Raw genomic sequence first — 19,453 nt, forward strand, 5'->3', positions numbered from 1 at the left:
AATCTACATGGGTTACACAATCAAGCAGGTATCGGAACGCACAAATCTAAGCGCACATGTACTGCGTTATTATGAAAAAGAAGGTCTTTTATTCAACATCAACAGAAGCAAAAGCGGCATCCGCTGTTATACGGAAGATGATCTGGAATGGCTGGGACTTATCTGCTGTCTTAAGAACACAGGCATGTCCTTAAAACAAATCAAGGAATTTGTGGAGCTAAGTGCAGAAGGCAGAGACACACTCAAACAGCGGTGCCATATTTTAATTGAACATAAGAAGAATGTGGAAGCCCAGATTCAGGAAATGAATAAGCATCTTGAAAAGGTATCCCATAAAATCGACTATTATACAAAGCAGTATAATGAATACAACCATGGCGGATCTAAGCAATAACCATGGCATTTTTATAATAAGGGCCTGCCCCTATTTATACGGGACAGGCTCTTGCAGTCTGAAGGACGGATCGGCATCGTATATAAGCACCTTAGAATCTAAACTTGCGGCCGCTGATGACTATTCTCTGTCTTTTTGGCATAAATGCTTTTTAATTTTTTTGAAAAGTCTCATCGCTTATGATATGTTCCATTTGGCATGCCTCTTTATCTGCAATTTGAGGGTCAATTCCAGCCGTTACAAGCTGATTTTTAAAGAAGCAATGGTAATAGAAATTCCATGATAGTGGGATAAGGGGAAAGTTGTGGATGTGGTTTCATTGGTAAGCCGATTGATCTCAAATATATCAGGATGGGGAAGCTTATTCTTATTTTGTCTATCCCGCATATGAAAATCATTATAAAACAGTTCGATGCCAGGTAAGATTTGATATCGGGTAATAACACCCTCTCCAGTTCCATTTTGCCTCTTGTATATGGAACAGCCATCCTCACTTGCTGTCTTTTGTACCTCCGGATCAAAAAAATCCGTAAAATTCTTGTTATTCATTCTATGACATCGCCTTTGCTTTAGCCTGAGTCTGTTTCTTATATCTTTCTGTATTTGTGCTGCGGTCTTCCAACCTTTCCATATTCAACTAATTTATATATCTTCTCTTCCTTTTCCATCAGCTCCAGATATCTTCTTACAGTGACTCTGGCTATCTGCAGCATTTCTGCAAGATTTTCCGCAGTATAATACTCTTCCCCGCCCTGCTCTATTTTTTCCCATATAGCATGATAGGTATATTTATTAAATCCCTTGGTAAAATCCGCTTCATTCTGGGCGGCGATCTGGCCTGATAAATACCGGTCTAAATCCTTCTGCTCGATCACTTCGCTGTTTTTAAAGCTGTCATACCTGTCCTTGAACTGCAGTAAGGCTTCCTTAAAACGCTCAAAGCGAAAAGGCTTAATCAGATAATCCACCACTCCATACCGGAATGCCTCCTGGATTCGTTCTATGGATTTATCCGCTGTAATTAAAATAATATCCGCATTAAGCCCCTGGTTTCGGATCCATTTTAAAAAAATCCATTCCATTTTCATTGGGAAGATACACATCAAGCAGAATCAGATCCGGCTTTTTAGAAAGCATCGCTTTTTTTTGCTTCCTCCAGATTTGATGCCGCTTTGTACAGGGAAAACCCTTCCACTCTTCTTAAAAATTTCGAGTTGATTTCCATAACCATTGGATCATCTTCCACAATCATGACTCCAATCAAGTCGGTTCCTCCTTTCCATTGGAATTGTAATATCCCATTGCACCCCTTCTTCTGACGTTAAATGGATTGCTCCCCCGCATTCCTCAACGATCTTTTTCACTATGGATAATCCCCAGCCCCGCTGCCCTTCCTTGGTGGAAAAGCCCTGATCAAATATTTTTTTCCCGCAGCTGCAGAATGATTCCATTCCCATTATCCTTTACCCGGATCGTAAGGAACTGTTTCTCCTCAGCAATCCTGATGTATATACGGCCCGTCCCGTCATTTTTCACCTCATCCAGTGAATTTTCAATCAGATTTCCGATAACAGAGCCAGGTCTTGTGAATTCATGCCACAAGGCAGTTTATTCAGTCTGGAGCTTTCATCAATGGTTAACTTTATTCTGCATTCCTCCGCTTTATTATACTTGGATAAAAGCAGAGCAGAAACGGCTGAATCCTTGATGTGATCAGTGAGAATATGACTCATTTCCGTTCTTATCCTGGCAACATCAGATATAAACTGCAGGGCTTCTTCATATTCCTCAAGCTGTATGAGTCCTGCAATGGTATGAAGCTTATTCATAAATTCATGATTTTGTGCCCGCAGGGACCAGGCCAGCTTTTTTTACTCCTGTCAGCTCTTCCGCCAGTTTTGTTACCTCGGTTTTGTCCCGGAAACTGGCTATGACCCCGATCACCTGTCCCCGGTTCATAATAGGGATCCGGTTGGTAACAATAAGAGTATCATGAAGCCTCTGTTCATCATCAAATTCTGCCTTCTTTGTACTTAATATATTTGTCATACGGGTATTGGGGATTATCTCTTCAATACTGCGTCCAATTACCTGATGTTTCATTTCATCTTTATCAAATCCAAGAATCTGCAGGGCCGAATCGTTCATCAATGTGATCCGCCCCTCCCGGTCAATGGCTACCAGCCCTTCATGAATGGCATCCAGCATTCCCATTTTCTCATGATAAAGCTTTGCGATCTCATCCGGCTCCAATCCCAGCAGCATCTTCTTGATATTGTTAGCCAGTAAAAAGGCTCCTGCGCTTCCCGCCGACAATCCTCCAAAGCCGATTAACATGATATAGAAAACAGCCATGTGCTTTGCCTTTTCAATCCGCTCAATCAGCGTGCCAACAGAGACAAAACCGATTTCCTCATTGTGTTCATTATAAACCGGCGCAAAAGCACGGAGAGATTTTCCCAGGGTTCCGGTTGCTTCGGATACATAAGTCTCTCCCATGTGTACCACCCGGTACTCATCTCCTCCCTCAAACGCTTTTCCGATCATTTCGGGATTGGGATGGGAATAACGCATTCCCTGGTTATCCGCCACTATAATATAATCTACAAGCTCCAGATTTTTAAGCTGCATATCAATATAAGCAGCAATCACCTGGGTATCCTTTTTTTCCAGTGCATCGATCACTTCGCTGGAATGTGCAACAAGCTCCGCCACATTCATGACATTGGTCTTCGCTTCTTTTTCGATGTTCCTGGTCATCCAGGGCGCAACAAAAGAGATAATAATGGTAATTGAAATAAAAACAACTGCAATGACTAATAAAATCAGCATGTTCTGCAGCTTCATCGGTTTTTTTCTATCCATAGCACACAGTTAATCCTTTCTCCCTTTATTTTACCAAATAATCCGGCGGATCACAATGTCCTTTCTTTTGCACAAAAGAATACTCCCACGGGCTGCAAACATGTTTTATTCAAAGTCTGCCTCCCTGGGAGCATCGTATTCATGAATGGTTCTTAAACCGTTTTTATCCGGCCGTCTCAGTACTTCTGTTATTTTTAACTGTACTCAACTGATTCCTTCCAAGCCTTTTAAATACAAAGGATACAATAAACGGACAAACGATCGCCGATACCACGCAGGCTGCGGCTACTTGTGCTGTTGCTGCCGCTGCAACCACGGCAAGGGTCGGATCGGCTGCTGCAACCGCCTCAGGTGTTGCCACCGCATTCCCTGCCGTAGAACCGGTCGCCAGTCCAATGATAGGTTCTTCTTTAAACAGCTTAAGGAGTATATATGCCCCGATTCCGGTAAATGACGCCACGATTCCAAGCAAAATGCCGGGGCCTCCTGCTTTCACGATTGTTTCCAGATTCATTCCGGCTCCCAGAGGGAAGGAAAAGAACGGAATCAGCAGTAATTTACTGCTACCTAAAAAGGCTCTCATATCGGAATCCAGATTTCCTAAAATCATTCCGATCACAATCGGGACCAGCACTGCTATTAAAGCCTTAAAAGGAACCTGTGCCAGGCCGGAAGCTCCAAGCGCCACCAGGGTAAAGAAGGGGCCATCCTTAATTGACAGCAGGGCATATGCTCCCACATCAGTCTCATCCCCATATTGTGAGGCAAGGGAAGCATAAAGGCCTCCGTTGCAGTTGGTTAATCCCGCAAGAATGGCTAATGGAGAAAGTCCAAGTACTCCGGAGGAGCCAAAGACCTTTCCGACAAAAATACCAATTCCCGCTCCTACGATAAATTTTCCTGTGATCAGCAGGGCGCCTTTTTTTATTGCCTTTGGAGCCAGCTTAAAATGAATTTGTGAACCGATCAGAAACATAAAACATGCTAAAATCGGCGTTGACGCGGATTTACTGAATAAGGCAGTAGTAAATCCTCCTATTTCAAGGAACTGGGGGAAAAAGGTGTTGACCAGAACCCCTAAAAATAAGGGAACCACCATCATACCTCCCGGTATTTTATCCAGCGTTTTTTTGATTGGAATCTGCATATTTCAAACCTCCTATTTTTATACAGGCCTTTCCTTCTATGTTTTGCGTCTGCTCTTCTATATTCTGGCTGCACCGCTTTCCCTGGCCGCCTTTTTTTACGCTTCCGCCACGTTCTCTGAAACCTTTTTATCCAATGCATTAGGAATGACATATTCCTCATTTAACTCCTCATCGGAAATCATGGAGCAATGGCATATGCCGCCGCAAGCTTCATTTCCTCATTGATTTCCCTGGCTCTTACCTCTAAGGCGCCTTTGAAAATACCCGGAAAAGCCAGAACATTATTCACCTGATTAGGGAAATCCGAACGGCCGGTTCCTATGACTCTGGCACCTGCTTCTTTGGCCTCCTCCGGCATAATTTCAGGCGTTGGGTTTGCCATGGCAAAGAGGATGGCATCCTGGTTCATGGAGCTTACCATTTCTTTGCTTACAATGCCAGGGGCAGAAACTCCGATAAAGACATCCGCACCCTTTAATGCATCCTTTAAATCTCCCTTTAACTGATCCGGATTTGTTATTTCTGCCAGTTCCTGCTTGGCATGGTCAACTCCTTCTATTCCCCGATATAAAATGCCGACTTTATCACATGCAATCAGGTTAGAAACGCCGCAGGCAAGCAAAAGCCTGGCAATGGCAGTTCCTGCCGCTCCTGCACCGTTCACCACAACCTTAATTTCTGTGATGTCTTTGCCTACTACCTTTAACGCATTGATGATTCCTGCCAGCACCACAATGGCGGTTCCATGCTGATCATCGTGGAATACGGGAATATCAAGCTCTTTTTTTTAACCGTTCTTCTACTTCAAAGCACCTTGGTGCTGAGATATCCTCCAGATTGATGCCTCCAAATCCCGGCGCAATCCATTTGACTGCTGTTACAATTTCATCCGTATCCTTGGTATCCAGACAGATCGGAATCGCATTGACATCTGCAAATTCCTTAAACAAAATTGACTTTCCTTCCATAACAGGAAGACCTGCCTTTGGCCCGATGTCCCCAAGCCCAAGCACTGCCGTTCCGTCAGTAACAACTGCCACCAGATTTCCTTTTGAGGTATACTTATATACCTCCTCCTCATTGGCATGAATTTTACGGCATGGCTCCGCTACTCCAGGAGTATAAGCAAGGCTTAAATCCTCTCTGGTTACTACAGGAACCTTAGCTCTGATTTCAATTTTTCCCACATGACGTTCATGTAATTTTAAGCTCTCTTCAAAATAATTCATTATGGATCCCCTTCCCTCTCAACACTTCTTTTGGTTGTTTTGTCTACAAACCGTAGGATAACACAAACGAATTATAACGAAAATATTATAAACATAAAGAACTCATAAAGTTCATATTGTATATTTTGTTAAATAATAAACGTTTTTTATGGTGATTTCATATATTTTAAATAATCAATATGGCCCGGCACATTTCCCTGCTGTACTCTCCCGGAATAAACTTTCATTCAAGTTTCATTGGGACGTTTCTTAAGGCTATCGCTGTATCAGCCGGAATTTTGCCCGGATGCAAAATCCAAAGGCGAATAATATCCTTTTACCTGCAAATAATAACCCTATTAATATTAAGGAGAATAATTATGGCAAAAGATTCACAACTTGACCCGAAATCGGTCCGTAAGAAAAAAAGCCAATGGAGGTCCTACCATGCTGAGAGCGCATTAGATGGAGAAAGCCGAAATACGAAAAAGCAGTCAGGCAGCCGTCACAAACCCGGTAATGATAAATAATCCACTTTTTATGCAAAGGAGCAAATGATATGAACCGTGACAAGCTCATCGACCAGGTAAAAAAATGAATATGCACGAATAGCCTCTGCTGAATCCCAACAGCATTTCCATCAGACCACAACCGAATTAACACCGGAAGCATACTATGAAAACCTGTTAAGCAAAGCCATCAGCGAAATCAACAGAGGAACCTTTGACAATTTCAAATCAGGGGAAGAAATAGTAAATGCTATTGCAAATGATAAGTCCTGGCTTACTGATTGGAAGTAACTTTAGCCGCAGATTTATAAACTTTATATTAAAGCGCAAATGAAAACCGCAGTCCATTTTAAAAGGATTGCGGTTTTCAATATAACATTAGAGCTATAAATGAAAAACCCCTGAAATGTAATCAAGCAAGGTTCCAGCCATTACGACAGTTCAGGAGTTTTATTCCATCTTAGTTATTATAATGAGTCGAATATGGATTTTTCTTAAAATCATAATTTTCAAGCGGTATCGGTCCTCTGACTACTGTCCTGTGAACACGTAAATCTCCATTTTCATTGGCGGCAATTCTCCAGTCAACCATTTGTATTTTGCCATTAACAATTTCAATTCCATTTAACCCACGAGTACGTATACAGCATCCAGTATTAAAGTATGGAAGGTCATCTGCTTTCGGAAACTTTGGTCTGTGAGTATGTCCACAGATAAGCATCATTTTATGTTTTTCTATCCATCTGTCATAAACTTTCTCTACTTTATGCCTTTTATATAAATTACGAGCCGGGCTGGTTGGATTGCCGAATCCAACAATATGCAGATACCTCCAAAAATATCGAAGTAACAGCATGGAAAAAAAACCATAACTGATCATTAATAATGTCACCCTGATGACCATGCAGTACAAAGATCTTCTGCTTCGTTTCCTTATGCTTGAGAATTACAGCCTCCTTTGGCTTTAATCCCCTATATAAGTCCACTCGTATTTGGTTGTATTCATCATAATATTGATAATAATTCTCTTTGATAAATCGCTTTGATTTTAAATAAATATTATGATTCCCATATAACATAATAAAGCGGCCTTCATCATAAAACTTTTTTATTACTGTAAAAACGTCGCTATGGGCTAAACGAATAACACTAAAATTCTTGTATTCCCAAAGCTCGTCTCCATCCCCGACTTCTATATATTCATATCCTTCTTTGTAATAGTAATTTAATGCATGCAAAAAAAGATTCTGATTTCTAGTGAATTCATCTGAAATGCTGTCATCACCCCTATGGATATCACTAAAAATATATATTTTGTATTATCATCAAAATATACAATATCAGCATTTTTATAAGCATTATTCAATCGTCTGTCAGCTTTCATCTTACCTCCATTAATATCAAACTTATAATCTATTATTGGAATTTTACCGTTAACTGCTGTCCGATTTCTCCATTCTTATGCCATAGGACCCGATTTCCCTTGAACAGCAAAACAAGGTACTATACGATAACCAGATGCTTTTCTCCATCATCCGCCAGTAAAACCCTATTCCCCTGAATGGACCTGTCATCCACTGTGATCCCATCGGTTGTCAGGGTTCCCTTACTTCTGCTTTCAACCCTGATTTCATAGAGGGACCTCCCATACTTATATTCAATGGAAAAATCGCCGAAGCTTGCCGGTGTGGCCGGATCAATGACCAGCTCATTCCCTTCCTTCCGAATACCCAGAAACCAGCTTAACAGTCCCTGATACATCCAGCCTGCAGAACCGGTATACCAGCTCCAGCCGCCTCTTCCCGTATAGGGCGGGCTTAAGGATATATCCGCTGTCATTACGTAGGGCTCCTTTTCGTACTTAAGCACATCCTTCCTGTTTTGCGTCACATGAATCGGGTTAAGTATGGTGAACAGGGTTTGGGTCATATGATAGTCACCGAGCATTGATGTGGCGATTGCCAGCCAGACCGCTGCATGGGTATACTGGCCTCCGTTTTCCCTCATGCCGGGGATATAATTTTTAATATAACCTGGGTTTTTGCTTGTCTTATTAAAGGGAGGCGTCAAGAGAAGGGAAAGAGCATCCTCTTCTCTTACCAGATAACGCCATGCTGACTGCATGGCTGTTTTTGCCCGCTCCTCTTTCGCCCCCTTTGATATCACGCTCCAGGACTGGCTGATGGAATCGATCCTGCATTCATCATTTTCCTTTGATCCCAGTTTGGAACCGTCATCGTAAAAGGCCCGAAGATACCACTCCCCATCAGGCGTGCTCTTCGATGCTTTGAAGCAGGTTTTCCCGTTTCTGCTCCAGCTCCCGGCCGTAGGCTTCATCACCTGCCTGACGGCACAAGGGAATGAAGTCACCCATTACAGTATACAAAAACCAGGCCAGCCAGACACTCTCCCCCTTTCCCATCATTCCTACCTCATTCATACCGTCATTCCAGTCGCCTCCGCCCATAAGGGGAAGTCCGTGTTCTCCGAAGCCGGTCCTGTCAATGGCTTTTTTGCAATGCTCATAAACCGTTTCGCAGACCTGGGATATTTCCGGGGTAAACATCACATCATGCTGGTCTGCCTTTAGCACCGGACCCTTGATATAAGGTACCTGCTCTTTTAAAATCGTGGTATCTCCGGTGCTTTTTAGGTAGGCAGCTGTGCAGTAAGGCAGCCATAGTAAATCATCGGATATTCTGGTCCTTACGCCGATCCCCATGGGCGGATGCCACCAATGCTGAACATCTCCTTCTTCAAACTGCCTGCTGCAGGCAATCATAATTTGCCTTCGCAAAATGTTTGAATCTGCAAAGAGAAGGGAAAGAGCATCCTGAAGCTGGTCCCGGTATCCATAAGCTCCACCGCACTGATAAAAGCCTGCTCTTGCCTGAATGCGGCAGGACACTGTCTGATAGAGCAGCCAGCCGTTAACAAGGATATCCACGGCCCTGTCCTTTGTCTTTACCTGTACCGTTCCCAATAATCCATCCCAATAGGCTCTCACCCTGTCAAGCTCCTTATTAGAAGCAGCTGCCTCCCTGTATTTGTTTCTGAGTTTATATATCTCTTCAAGCTGGTGCTCTGCCCCAGCCCGAACAACACCGTCCTGCTCTCTTCGGGCTGTAATGCAACGGATACCTGGACCGCTCCGCAGGATCATAGCATACCCCCGTATTGCAGGATAGCTTGACCTCCGCTCCCCTGGGCTCCCTGACGCTGCCCTTCTGCCCCAGAAACTCCTTCCTGTCACCGGTATAACCGATTATGGTTTCACTGGAAAACAGATAGGAATAGGTGTTTTGAAAGTTCATGGTATAGATGTTCTTTGCATATAAGCACTCATGCTCATTGTCATAGGTGGTCAGGATATAAGGATTGGTCTGCTCCCCCTGGGTGCCCAGAACCCATTCCACATAATAGGTCAGGCTTAAATATTTTACTTTATCTGAACGGTTTGTAAGAGTAAGGCTCCATAGCTTCAATGACTCATCTAAAGGAGTAAAAACAGTCAGCTCCTGGTCAACCTGTGCTTCCTCATGAAGGAACCTGCTGTATCCAAACCCATGCCTTACCCGGTAAGTGCCCCGGTCAGACCTTCCCAAAGACATGGGAGTCATTACCTCACCGGTCATTTCATCCAGAACATAGATAGCCTCAGAGGCTCTGTCACTTACAGGGTCATTGGACCAGGGAGTCAGCTTATTTTCCCTGCTGTTGATGCTCCAGGTAAAACCGGCGCCCGACTCTGATATCTGGAATCCAAAGTTCTTGTTTGAAACAACATTAATCCAGGGTACCGGCGGCCTGTTATTACCTTCCAGCAGAATTTCATATTCCCTGCCTTCACAGGCAAATGCCCCGAAGCCGTTAAAAAATTCATAATTCTCTGATTCTTTCTCCTGTGTTGTTGGTGCATATGCTGTGTCCAAAGCCCTTCCTCCTTAAAGCCTAATATTCCTCAAGTAATTCATACTGGTTTTCTTTCACATTGGTAAAATAGATCCCCGTCTTCTCTGAAAATACAACCCGTGCTACCGTATACAGCAAATCAAGCTCCGCCGGTTTCAGTTCATAGGTATGCAGCGTAAAAAAGCTTGGCTTCTCACTTCTGGAATCATAAATCCGAAGAGAGCTTGTCATATCATTGATGAGTTCATCCACTTCCTGCAGGTAGCCAGGCTTGGAATCAATCAGGATGATTAAATCTACCATAACACGGTTGATCCTCATATATTCGTAAGCCTTTAATGCATCCTTTACGATTCTCTCCTCTTTCATGGACCGGACCATTAAAAGCAGAATGGGATTATCGCCGGATATTCCGAATTTCCATAAAAAGCTCTGATTCATAAAATTCCGCCTGATATTTTCATCCGGCCCCCGGTAAATATTCGAAGAATAGAAGACCGGGCTGATTAAATCCTGAAAGGCGTTTAACTGGGTTCTTGTAATCTCCAGATACTTTAGCTCCAGGTTGGTTTGAAGCCGGAATTTCTCCAGGATATCATCGATCCGGTAGCTTACATTCAATTCCCCGGCGATTTTTATTGCTTCCTCTTTACTGCTGCACACTCCGGTAATGAAAGAAATGCAGGCTGTTTCACCTGCGCCTATGCAAAGCTGCGCCCTCAGGCTCATAATGGATCATTACAAAAGCCTGAATTATTTAAAAATGCAATGCTGTTAACCACAGCATCCGGATTCTCCAGGGTATTGTTTCTTCCGATAAAACGTTTTCTGTCATTTTCATATTCTAATTTTTTTGCATAGCTTTGTACCTGTCCTTACCATGTGCATCACATAAGGATTATCATCTTCCTTCTTACGCCGCCTTTTCGCAAGGAAGATATCCTGCTCTTCCAGGTACTCACTTTCCAGAAAGAGCTTATTAAATGCCGGATGGCTTAACTCTGCCAGATGGGTATCATCCACCACCTCTAAATAGCTGGTCACTTCCAGCTGCTTTTCCTCATTTCCATGATTGGTAAAAGTGATCTTGCGTATCTCATAGTTATAGTCCGCATTCAAACTGACGATCATGTGTGAAGAAATATTCCCATCTCTTCGTTTAAATTCCGCCTGGTGAGGACTGAAAACCACCTGGTAATCCTCCGGCGGCTTTTTGGTCGGATGGTAGGCGGCACTCCAGACCTTTCCCTTTTTCATGTCTTTGATATAGATATAATTACCTGTATTCGCATAAATATCCGACCGGAAACGGTAAAGCATCCGGTCCTCATATTTGCTGAAGCCATCCCCATCGGTGGTTATCATCAGGGAATAATTTCCATTTGACAAATAATTCACAACCGGTGAATTGACGCCGGTATGATTAACATACCGGTTACTGTAACTATCTTCTTTAAAAAGCGGCTTTCCGATCTTTATTGTATATCCCTGCTTGGCAATGGAAATCAAATAGGACTGGCGTTTTTCCTCCAGCAGTACTTCTGTGGCTTTTATCATCATCTCCCCGTGGAACCTCTCCCGAAGAATCCCCTCATTCAGGTAATTATTAATTGCAGCCAGATTCATCCCCTGATGATGGGCCATATAGGATTTCACAATGCAATAAGGGGTCAGCTCCACAGAATTCGGTACATTAAAATCAACGGACTCATAGAAACCGTAAATGCCGTAAGCACCTAATTCCTTCAGCCGTTTTAAATTATCAAGGCATTCCTCTTCTGCAATATCCAGTGCCAGCATCGTTGCATAGGGAGCAACCACCAGGGAGTTTTTACGGACCGGCTGGAGTCTTATCTTTGGAACACCAAAGGCTTTGTACTGGTAATTTGAGTTTAAGTCAAACCGGTAATACTGGGATTCCGATATTCCCCAGGGTATCTCCGATTCCTTTGCATACTTCATATGCTGGAGCACTGCTGCCCTGGCGGTCTGGGCGTAGACGGAGTCTTCGTATTCCTTGAATACAAGATTTGGCATCAGATATTCAAACATCGTACCGCTCCAGGACACAAAGCAGGGAATTCCTCCCACAATGGTCAGCGGTCTTCCCAGTTTATGCCAGTGCTTTAACGGCACCTCCCCCATGGCTATGGCAAGAAGGCTTGTAAGTGCCGATTCTGATGCCATCAGGTCATAGCAGCCCTCATCCAGGGTGTGGGATGAAACATGATATCCAATATGAAACAGCATTCTCTTTTCGTTAAATAAAAAACGGAAATCAACATTTGTTAAAATGCTGTCTATCTTATTACTGACCGCTCCGATCCGTTCCATCATGCTATCCGCAAATTTATTGTCCCCCACCCCAATGCTGCGAAGGGAAGGATGGGAAGAAAATGCCTCTTCCTTCAGTTTTAATGCCTCGGTTTCCCTTATCGTACTGTCAATGAGATTCTTCAGCTGTCTGGTCCAGGGGTAATCTTTAAGCGGTGTAAGGTCCCTCTCATTTAAGTCTTCCCGGATTACCGCAATATCATCGATCATTTCCCCTATCCTTTGATACCTGGACTTAAGTTCATTTCTGGCAGGAATTCCTGTTCTCATTTGAATTTCTTCATTGCTGTTTTCAACCGCTATCTTAAGTTCGGACAGAAAGTTGTCCGGATAAACCGGCCTGTCCATCTGCTCTAAAAGGCCGTTTTTCAAAGCAACCAGATGTCCCAGGAAATTGCCGCTGTCAACGGTTGATATATAAGCAGGATTTAATACCTCCAGGGTCTTTATGTGATACCAGTTATAGAGATGCCCATTAAACTTCTGCATTTTCTGAACCGTTTCCATCAGGTTTTCCACAGCCTCAACCGTAGAGCTTAAAGTCTCAAATCCAAAATCCCTGGCTGACAGGATTGCCAGAAACTGAAGTCCCATATTGGTCGGCGATGTTTTATCGCTGATTTTTTCCACCACCCCGATCTGGTAATTATCCGGACAGAGCCAGTTGTTTTTCTTAGTGGAAAGCTCCTTAAAAAAACTGCCAGGTTCTGCGTGCAGTATCCAGAAGCAGTTCTTTGTCCTGGGCTTTATTACTCAGCTGATGCTTCTTTTCCGGCTGGCTGATCTGGTAAGCGATTTGGTAGGCAAAGCACCAGTCGGCAATTACGGCTGCCGTCAAAACCATTCCTGCCGGGTTTAAATATCCCATAAATAAAATTATTAAAAGGGCAGCCGCCGGAAGAAGAGAACTCCACATCGTAAGAAAATACCCTTTTCTGGTATTGACAATGGAGGCGTCCACTGCTTCCGCCGTATTCCACCTTAGTAGGTTTTTCTTGCTGATAAAGATCCGATACAAAGTCCTGATCATTGCATCACATGCCACATAGGCACGGTAGGGAGTGATTGTAAACTCCAGGAAAGCCCTATAAAGCATCGCAGCAAGCTCCCGAAAGAAGCATTTATAAACAAGGGCAAGCTTTGGCCGGATCAGCTTCTGGGTAATCACTGCAAGCAACAGGATCACCAGGGTAAATATATCATTAAAGAAAACAATGGGTAACCAAAGATAATATGCCTTTGGCATCCACGCCAGATTTAGCAATACAAACAGTGTCTTACTTAAAGGAACCATGCTTCTTCTTAAGTTGTCAAAGATTTTCCATTTTGACAGCGCACATAAGTTTTTCCCGTCCTGGGTCTTTTTTTTAAAAACAGCCAGGGTAAAAGCTGCCAGTCCCCGCGCAGCCATCGGTGTTCCCTTTTGGTAAAGGATAAAACACTGGTCGGAAAATTGTCCATAATCTTGACTGTACTGGAAAAAGCCGTCCGTGCATAGCAGCTTTCAAAAAGGTCATGACTGAGAATCCTGTTTTCCGGCACCTTGTTCTGCAGCACCTTGTGGAAGGCTTTCCTATCATAAATGCCCTTCCCGGTATAGATTCCTTTGTTAAAAATATCCTGGTAAATATCTGATATTACAGTCCCATAATGAGCAAGGCCTGATTCCCCTCCGAAGATTTTCGTAAACCTGCTGCCGTTCTTATCCACAATATGATTTCTTACGGAGGCTGAATAATGACATAGCCCTCTTCTACCTTTTGACCTGCAGAATCCAGAATCGGTTTGTTTAAGGGATGATCGATCAGTCCCACCAGCTTTGCGGCATTGTCACGAAGCAGATTTGTATCCGCATCCAGTGTAATCACATACTGGAAGGTGGTAAGAAGCTTTTCATCGCAGTAAATGGAGGAAAAGGTGGTATCCTCCTTTCCCGCTCCATTTAAAAGGTTATTAAACTCTTCCAGCTTTCCTCTTTTACGCTCCCAGCCCATATAACAGTTCTCCGCTTTATTCCATTTGCGGCAGCGGAAGAACAGAGAAAAACGCTGGTGCTCCGACGGATAGAGCTCATTCAGTTCCTTCATACGGGCAACAAGGGCGCTTTCAATTACCTGGTCCTTTGCCATGAACTGGTCTTTAGAATCCTCAAAATCAAGGAGCAATGCAAAAAAAAGGTTGGACTGCCGGTTTGCCAGATAATGCTTTTGAAGACGGTCCATGTATCCCAGGCCCTGTTCCTTTGAGGAGACGATAACCGGCATGACCACAAAGGTTCTTGCTTCCGGCCGTATTTCCTCTAAATAGTTCAGGGAAGGAATCTTCCTGACCTTAATTCTTCTGGTAAATATAAAATTTGTAATCTCTATGGAAATACCCATTAAGAGCGGCATTGCTGCCAGAAGGATCATTACTTGCCGGCTGATATTATTAAGTCCGCCAAGGGTCCGGAAAGCATAGAGCAGGCAGGCACAAAGTGCCGGAATAATAAGGAACAGGGTAAAGAAATAAAGGAAGCCATTTACATTCATCCGTTTCTTTATTTTTTTGAGGGACCGGCTTTCCTAACGCCTTTGCTTTTAAAACCGGGTAACCCTTACCCAAAAGCCAGGCTCCCACATGATGAGAGCAATGAAGGTCAGCCCTTCCCTGAACTGCCAGCTCCAGACAGTCCTGAGCGATCTTTTCCTCCGGCAGACGATAACGGTGGGATAATTTAACAATGACCCCACGGTACATGCCCCTGGATTCCAGATCCATCTTTGGATATACCCCATCCGGATCCTGTGATAAAATCTGCTCCAGACATGAATATTCCTCAAAGAACTTTTCTTCATCAACTTCATTGATATCTCTCAGGCTGACAATCAAAGTCCTGATATTTGTCTCAAGAAATGATTCAATCTTTCCTTCCTCCATAAATATGCCGGAGGTCTTCACCTGCCTTTCCATGGAAGAAAAATGATGTTCCAGGTATTTTTGAATGGAAGCCTCATCAAAAGACATGTTTCTTAACAGGTATATTACATGGGCATGGAAGGAGTAGTTCTGCCTTAAGTTATCCTCTGTTTTGCAAAGCAAGGCTGATATAGCGGACGGTCCCTTCTTATCTGCCAGCTTATCCCGGAGAAAGCTTTCTGCCTTTGATTTCACATCAATCATATGAAGTATTTCATCCGCGATCACAATGATTTCTTCAAGAATGCAAAAGCCCAGCACCTCCGGCAAAACCCAGATCTCCTTATCCGTAAGCGGGATTTTCTGCTGATAAGCATTCAGCATCACAGAAATATTTTCTTCACTTAAGTGGCCGCCGGAAAGAGCCACCATTTTTTTTGCCACAACATAAATTCGTGGAAAGTTCCGGTATTCTTTTGACTCCAGGACCGGCAATACGGCATAGCTGGTTCCCGAGGTACGGACCTTTTTAATTTCCCGGTACAGCATCTGGAAATTGTCAAAGAGCCATCGTGCTGCCGGAATCAGGGAAATGATATCGGTGGACACAGAAGAGATGCTGTCTCTTATTTTATTCAGCTTTTTATAGGCGGCCTGATTATAATCATTAAGGACAAAGCTATGTCCCACCAGTTTGACCTGGCTATGGCTTTCTGCCAGATCAAGCATCTGCTTCTCCCACTCACTTGGATCCAGTTTATTTTCTTCTCCCTGGAAACAGGCCGGGAAATGCACTTTCTTACTAAAATGATAACGCCGGTAATACAGTAAGGATAGTACAAAACAGATCAATACAGCCAGGATCAATAAGATATTCAGAAGAAAAGGTGAATTTATATAAAAATTAGTTTTTTTCCAACAAGCTCTGCAATTGAAGCTCCTCCTTATTTAAGAAATCCTTCCGACATAACCATATCTTTTTACAGATAGTTTGTCTGTTTTTCTATAAAAAAATAGCGCAATATTATATTGTAGCACTTTTTCTGTCTTTTTATTAATTTCCTGTCAGATTTATAAAATTTATATGAATTTCCTGTTCTTAACTGGTAAATTTTTCCTGAACTAAATATCTACCCATAAAAACCACCCCAAAAATGGATATTACAATCCCGGCAAATAAGTCAATTGTTTTCTTGCACATGATCTGCCCACCAGGATTGTCCCTTGATTCTTTCAGCATTTTTCAGTACAATAAGTTCACTACAGTCATTGGCAAATTACAGTTGGGAAATTATTGATAAGGCCAGCATGAGCCGGACGATGATTATCCTTTTGACCTGTGAGAAAAGAGAACTGTTCCAGCGCAGAATATTTTTGAGCGTTGATACAGCCGGTTGTGTAAGAGAGGAAAATGAGATGACATTACAACAGTTAAAATATTTCATCGAAGCTGCAAACTGCGGCTCCATCACCAAAGCCGCCGAACGATTATTCATTGCCCAGCCAAGCCTTTCAAACGCTCTTCGCGACTTGGAAACGGAAATTGGACACGAACTTGTCACCCGGACCCCGAAAGGCATATCTCTGACCACTGACGGTGCGGAGTTTTTGGGCTATGCCCGCCAGGTGGTTGAACAAGCGAGTCTCTTAGAACAACGATGGCTGAACAAGAAACCATCGCGGCAGCTGTGCTCCATATCTACCCAGCACTATGCCTTTGCTGTGAATGCGTTTGTTAATATGGTAAAAAAAACCGATGCCGAAGAATATGAGTACACATTACGGGAAGCAAGGACTTTTGAGATTGTGCAGGATGTTAAAAACCTGCGCAGCGAACTCGGCATACTCTACATGAACACTTTTAACCGCCAGGTGTTAGAAAAGCTGCTGCGGGAAAACAATCTGACATTTCATCCGCTCTTCACCGCTGTTCCTCATGTTTTTATAAGTACCTCCAATCCCCTTGCCAGGAAAAAAATATGTGACACTTAAAGATCTGGCCGATTACCCCCGCTTGTCCTTTGAACAGGGGGACTACAACTCCTTCTATTTCTCAGAGGAAATACTCAGCACGGAATACGCAAAAAAAGATATTCACGTCGGTGACAGAGCCACCATATTTAACCTTATGATCGGGCTTAACGGCTATACAATTTCCACAGGAATTGTGAGCGCAGACTTAAACGGTGATGATATCACGGCAGTACCTCTCCGCGTTAACGATTCGATTGAGGTTGGCTGGATCTCCCATAAGGATATTCAGTTGACACGGCAGGCGGCAATGTACCTTGAGGAATTGAAAATAGTTGTAGCCGAATATGGGGTTGATCTTAAAAATGAGTGATAGCCTGTAACTATAGCTTGGCATACTTTTATTTTATACTGATATTCATCTTTCGCACATTAACTCATAAAAATACTCGGATTTATGTGTCCTGTAAAGATTATACCAGGCATCTAATGTCTTTGCAGAAAACACATCCAAAGCTTTAAGGACTTGCTGGGAAAATTCTAACGGAGCTATTCCGGAAGCAGTTATCAGGTTCCCGTCAGTTACGGCAGATTCCTGCTTATAATACTGTTCTCCCCCATAGCCTGGGCAGATCATTTTAAGATATTCCAAGTCATTGCTTGTATGCCAGCTTGAATCCAGCAATCCTTTCCGGGCAAGTCCTATTGTAGCTCCGCAAACAGCAGCCACAACAATACCTTCCTTTAAGCAATGCTCTGCCATAGACAAAATAGGATCATGAACCGTTTCTGTCCATGTATCTCCGCCAGGCAAAATCAAGGCATCTGCATTTTCCATGGTGCATTCATCAAGTTCCATATCCGGTAATATTTTCAGGCCTCCCATTGTAATAACAGGAGTCTTTTTAATTCCCACCGTAACGATTTTAGTTGGGGCTGAGCCTTTCTTATAATATCTTCCGGAGTTCAGCTCCGCAGTTAGATAACCTATTTCCCAATCAGCCATTGTGTCAAACACATAAAGATATACAACGTTTTTATTCATACATATGTCCTCCATTTTTTAATGTTTCAAGCGTTGATCAAATAATCAGCCGCGAGAAAAAACGATGTTATCTTTATAATAAAACAACTTCACTGACAACTGCTGTCAGTGAAGTTATTGTTCATTATCCAAACATCATAATTTAATTACTTCTATCCGATTTCGTCCATTCCTTTTTGCCGCATACAACGCATCATCACTTATTTTATACAGTGTATATATGGAAGTGTTTTCATCTGGAATAACGGTGATGATTCCTATGCTTATGGTATATTTTACAACATGATCTCTGCCAACGATAACAGAAGCATTCTCTGCAATCCTTCTTAATCTTTCTGCAACTTCTAAAGCCTCTTGTTCATTAGTTCCCGGAAGCAATACCGTAAACTCTTCGCCGCCAATTCTGCCAAACAGATCATAATCCCGTAATTGACTTTTTATATTCACTGCAAAATCTTTAAGTACCATATCTCCTGCATAATGGCCATGGATATCATTTATCTTTTTAAAGTTGTCCAGATCAATAAGAAAGAATGAAATAGGCTCCTTTCTTCTTTTAAATAATGAAAGATTCTCTTTAGCCCGCAATAAGAATGCTCTGCGGTTGAATATATCAGTCAGTTCGTCATATGTAGCAACCTTAGTTAATTCCAAATCCGACTTTTCCTTTGCCATCAGGATAAAACCAATATTCCCGATTAACATGATCAGATACAGGCAGATAAAAAACAAAACATTGTATATATTATTGGACATCAAAGACATGGATTCTCTTAAACTCATTCCCACAAAAGCTCTTATAATAAGCAAAATGAATTCTGTTAAATAAATAAAAGCAACCGTTTTCTGTAAAACAGAGGAATTCTTATCCGTTAATAATACATAAATTGGAAAGTACCACAGTATAATCATGGTGATGGATATAATTGAGACCCGCACCCCCTCCACATTATTCAGAAACAAGGCTAGATGGATCATAACAATGGAAATGGCGGCAGCAATAAAATAAGCCCGTCTTATCAATTTGTTATAGCGCTTTTTTATAATCAAGAAAGCAATAATCTGCGTAGTATGAGCAATAATTAAAAAAAGAATCACCCATCGATATTGAAATAGATGAATTGATGATGCCCCGTAACCCAAGAAGGGCCCATGCAAAGGTATCAAAG

Annotated in this window: 20 protein-coding genes and 3 pseudogenes; 3 read left to right on the plus strand and 20 right to left on the minus strand. The window is 42.6% G+C overall.

Features of this window, described 5'->3' with window-relative positions:
• The first annotated feature begins 7 nt into the window (after positions 1–7).
• Entirely contained in the window at positions 8–394 is a 387-nt protein-coding gene (locus JCM10519_RS10050; protein WP_054738943.1) for a MerR family transcriptional regulator, read from the plus strand.
• 237 nt (positions 395–631) lie between these two features.
• Here JCM10519_RS10050 and JCM10519_RS10055 read toward each other — a convergent pair whose 3' ends face one another.
• The 9 genes and pseudogenes from JCM10519_RS10055 to JCM10519_RS10075 form a co-directional block, all read right to left on the minus strand.
• Complete coding sequence (locus JCM10519_RS10055; RefSeq protein ID WP_054738945.1) at positions 632–943, minus strand: hypothetical protein; 312 nt, start codon at positions 941–943, stop codon at positions 632–634.
• 38 nt (positions 944–981) lie between these two features.
• Positions 982–1,482 carry a response regulator gene (locus JCM10519_RS10060; protein WP_347843763.1) on the minus strand — a complete coding sequence of 167 codons (501 nt, stop codon included), beginning with the start codon at positions 1,480–1,482 and terminating at the stop codon, positions 982–984.
• 38 nt (positions 1,483–1,520) lie between these two features.
• Positions 1,521–1,658: a hypothetical protein gene (locus JCM10519_RS28590; RefSeq protein WP_347843764.1), complete on the minus strand. Its 138-nt coding sequence runs from the start codon at positions 1,656–1,658 to the stop codon at positions 1,521–1,523.
• On the minus strand, positions 1,630–1,845 hold the full coding sequence (locus JCM10519_RS28595; protein WP_347843765.1) for an ATP-binding protein: 216 nt from the start codon (positions 1,843–1,845) through the stop codon (positions 1,630–1,632). The genes JCM10519_RS28590 and JCM10519_RS28595 overlap by 29 nt, the downstream gene beginning before the upstream one ends.
• Positions 1,808–1,930: a hypothetical protein gene (locus JCM10519_RS28600; protein WP_347843766.1), complete on the minus strand. Its 123-nt coding sequence runs from the start codon at positions 1,928–1,930 to the stop codon at positions 1,808–1,810. The genes JCM10519_RS28595 and JCM10519_RS28600 overlap by 38 nt, the downstream gene beginning before the upstream one ends.
• Positions 1,931–1,950: 20 nt before the next feature.
• Complete coding sequence (locus tag JCM10519_RS28605) at positions 1,951–2,223, minus strand: hypothetical protein (RefSeq protein WP_347843767.1); 273 nt, start codon at positions 2,221–2,223, stop codon at positions 1,951–1,953.
• A gap of 4 nt (positions 2,224–2,227) precedes the next feature.
• Entirely contained in the window at positions 2,228–3,259 is a 1,032-nt protein-coding gene (locus JCM10519_RS28610) for a PAS domain-containing protein (protein WP_347843768.1), read from the minus strand.
• A 163-nt stretch (positions 3,260–3,422) separates the two neighbouring features.
• Positions 3,423–4,406 (minus strand): 2-keto-3-deoxygluconate permease, encoded by a 984-nt coding sequence (locus tag JCM10519_RS10070; RefSeq protein WP_054738947.1) that lies wholly within the window; start codon positions 4,404–4,406, stop codon positions 3,423–3,425.
• A gap of 96 nt (positions 4,407–4,502) precedes the next feature.
• Positions 4,503–5,636, minus strand: a pseudogene (locus tag JCM10519_RS10075) (malic enzyme-like NAD(P)-binding protein).
• 359 nt (positions 5,637–5,995) lie between these two features.
• Here JCM10519_RS10075 and JCM10519_RS28615 point away from each other — a divergent pair.
• Positions 5,996–6,145: a hypothetical protein gene (locus JCM10519_RS28615; RefSeq protein WP_347843769.1), complete on the plus strand. Its 150-nt coding sequence runs from the start codon at positions 5,996–5,998 to the stop codon at positions 6,143–6,145.
• Positions 6,146–6,584: 439 nt separating this feature from the next.
• Here the strand turns inward: JCM10519_RS28615 and JCM10519_RS10080 are convergent.
• The 9 genes and pseudogenes from JCM10519_RS10080 to JCM10519_RS10125 form a co-directional block, all read right to left on the minus strand.
• A pseudogene (locus JCM10519_RS10080) lies at positions 6,585–7,508 on the minus strand (serine/threonine protein phosphatase).
• Between the two features lie 119 nt (positions 7,509–7,627).
• Positions 7,628–8,461, minus strand: a complete 834-nt coding sequence (locus JCM10519_RS10085) for a hypothetical protein (protein ID WP_054738949.1) — start codon at positions 8,459–8,461, stop codon at positions 7,628–7,630.
• Positions 8,391–9,131: a hypothetical protein gene (locus JCM10519_RS10090; protein WP_054738951.1), complete on the minus strand. Its 741-nt coding sequence runs from the start codon at positions 9,129–9,131 to the stop codon at positions 8,391–8,393. Before JCM10519_RS10090 ends, JCM10519_RS10085 begins: the two co-directional genes overlap by 71 nt.
• A 64-nt stretch (positions 9,132–9,195) precedes the next feature.
• The gene (locus JCM10519_RS10095; protein WP_054738952.1) at positions 9,196–10,056 is read right to left on the minus strand and encodes a hypothetical protein; all 861 of its coding nucleotides are present in this window, start codon (positions 10,054–10,056) and stop codon (positions 9,196–9,198) included.
• A gap of 19 nt (positions 10,057–10,075) precedes the next feature.
• Positions 10,076–10,765 carry a hypothetical protein gene (locus JCM10519_RS10100; RefSeq protein WP_054738954.1) on the minus strand — a complete coding sequence of 230 codons (690 nt, stop codon included), beginning with the start codon at positions 10,763–10,765 and terminating at the stop codon, positions 10,076–10,078.
• 108 nt (positions 10,766–10,873) lie between these two features.
• On the minus strand, positions 10,874–13,000 hold the full coding sequence (locus JCM10519_RS10105; RefSeq protein WP_347843770.1) for a glucoamylase family protein: 2,127 nt from the start codon (positions 12,998–13,000) through the stop codon (positions 10,874–10,876).
• 58 nt (positions 13,001–13,058) lie between these two features.
• A complete protein-coding gene (locus JCM10519_RS10110) occupies positions 13,059–13,781 on the minus strand; it encodes a hypothetical protein (protein ID WP_347843771.1) in 723 nt (240 codons plus the stop codon).
• 310 nt (positions 13,782–14,091) lie between these two features.
• Positions 14,092–14,781 carry a hypothetical protein gene (locus tag JCM10519_RS10120; protein ID WP_054738963.1) on the minus strand — a complete coding sequence of 230 codons (690 nt, stop codon included), beginning with the start codon at positions 14,779–14,781 and terminating at the stop codon, positions 14,092–14,094.
• A 19-nt stretch (positions 14,782–14,800) separates the two neighbouring features.
• Positions 14,801–15,997, minus strand: a complete 1,197-nt coding sequence (locus JCM10519_RS10125) for a hypothetical protein (RefSeq protein WP_347843772.1) — start codon at positions 15,995–15,997, stop codon at positions 14,801–14,803.
• A gap of 687 nt (positions 15,998–16,684) precedes the next feature.
• Between JCM10519_RS10125 and JCM10519_RS10130 the strand changes: the two are divergent.
• A pseudogene (locus JCM10519_RS10130) lies at positions 16,685–17,612 on the plus strand (LysR family transcriptional regulator).
• A gap of 45 nt (positions 17,613–17,657) precedes the next feature.
• Here JCM10519_RS10130 and JCM10519_RS10135 read toward each other — a convergent pair.
• Together JCM10519_RS10135 and JCM10519_RS10140 are read right to left on the minus strand one after the other, a co-directional pair.
• On the minus strand, positions 17,658–18,284 hold the full coding sequence (locus tag JCM10519_RS10135) for a glutamine amidotransferase (RefSeq protein ID WP_054738968.1): 627 nt from the start codon (positions 18,282–18,284) through the stop codon (positions 17,658–17,660).
• 135 nt (positions 18,285–18,419) lie between these two features.
• A complete protein-coding gene (locus JCM10519_RS10140) occupies positions 18,420–19,451 on the minus strand; it encodes a GGDEF domain-containing protein (RefSeq protein WP_347843773.1) in 1,032 nt (343 codons plus the stop codon).
• Positions 19,452–19,453: the final 2 nt, after the last annotated feature.

Source organism: Clostridium sp. NkU-1 (assembly GCA_001312405.1).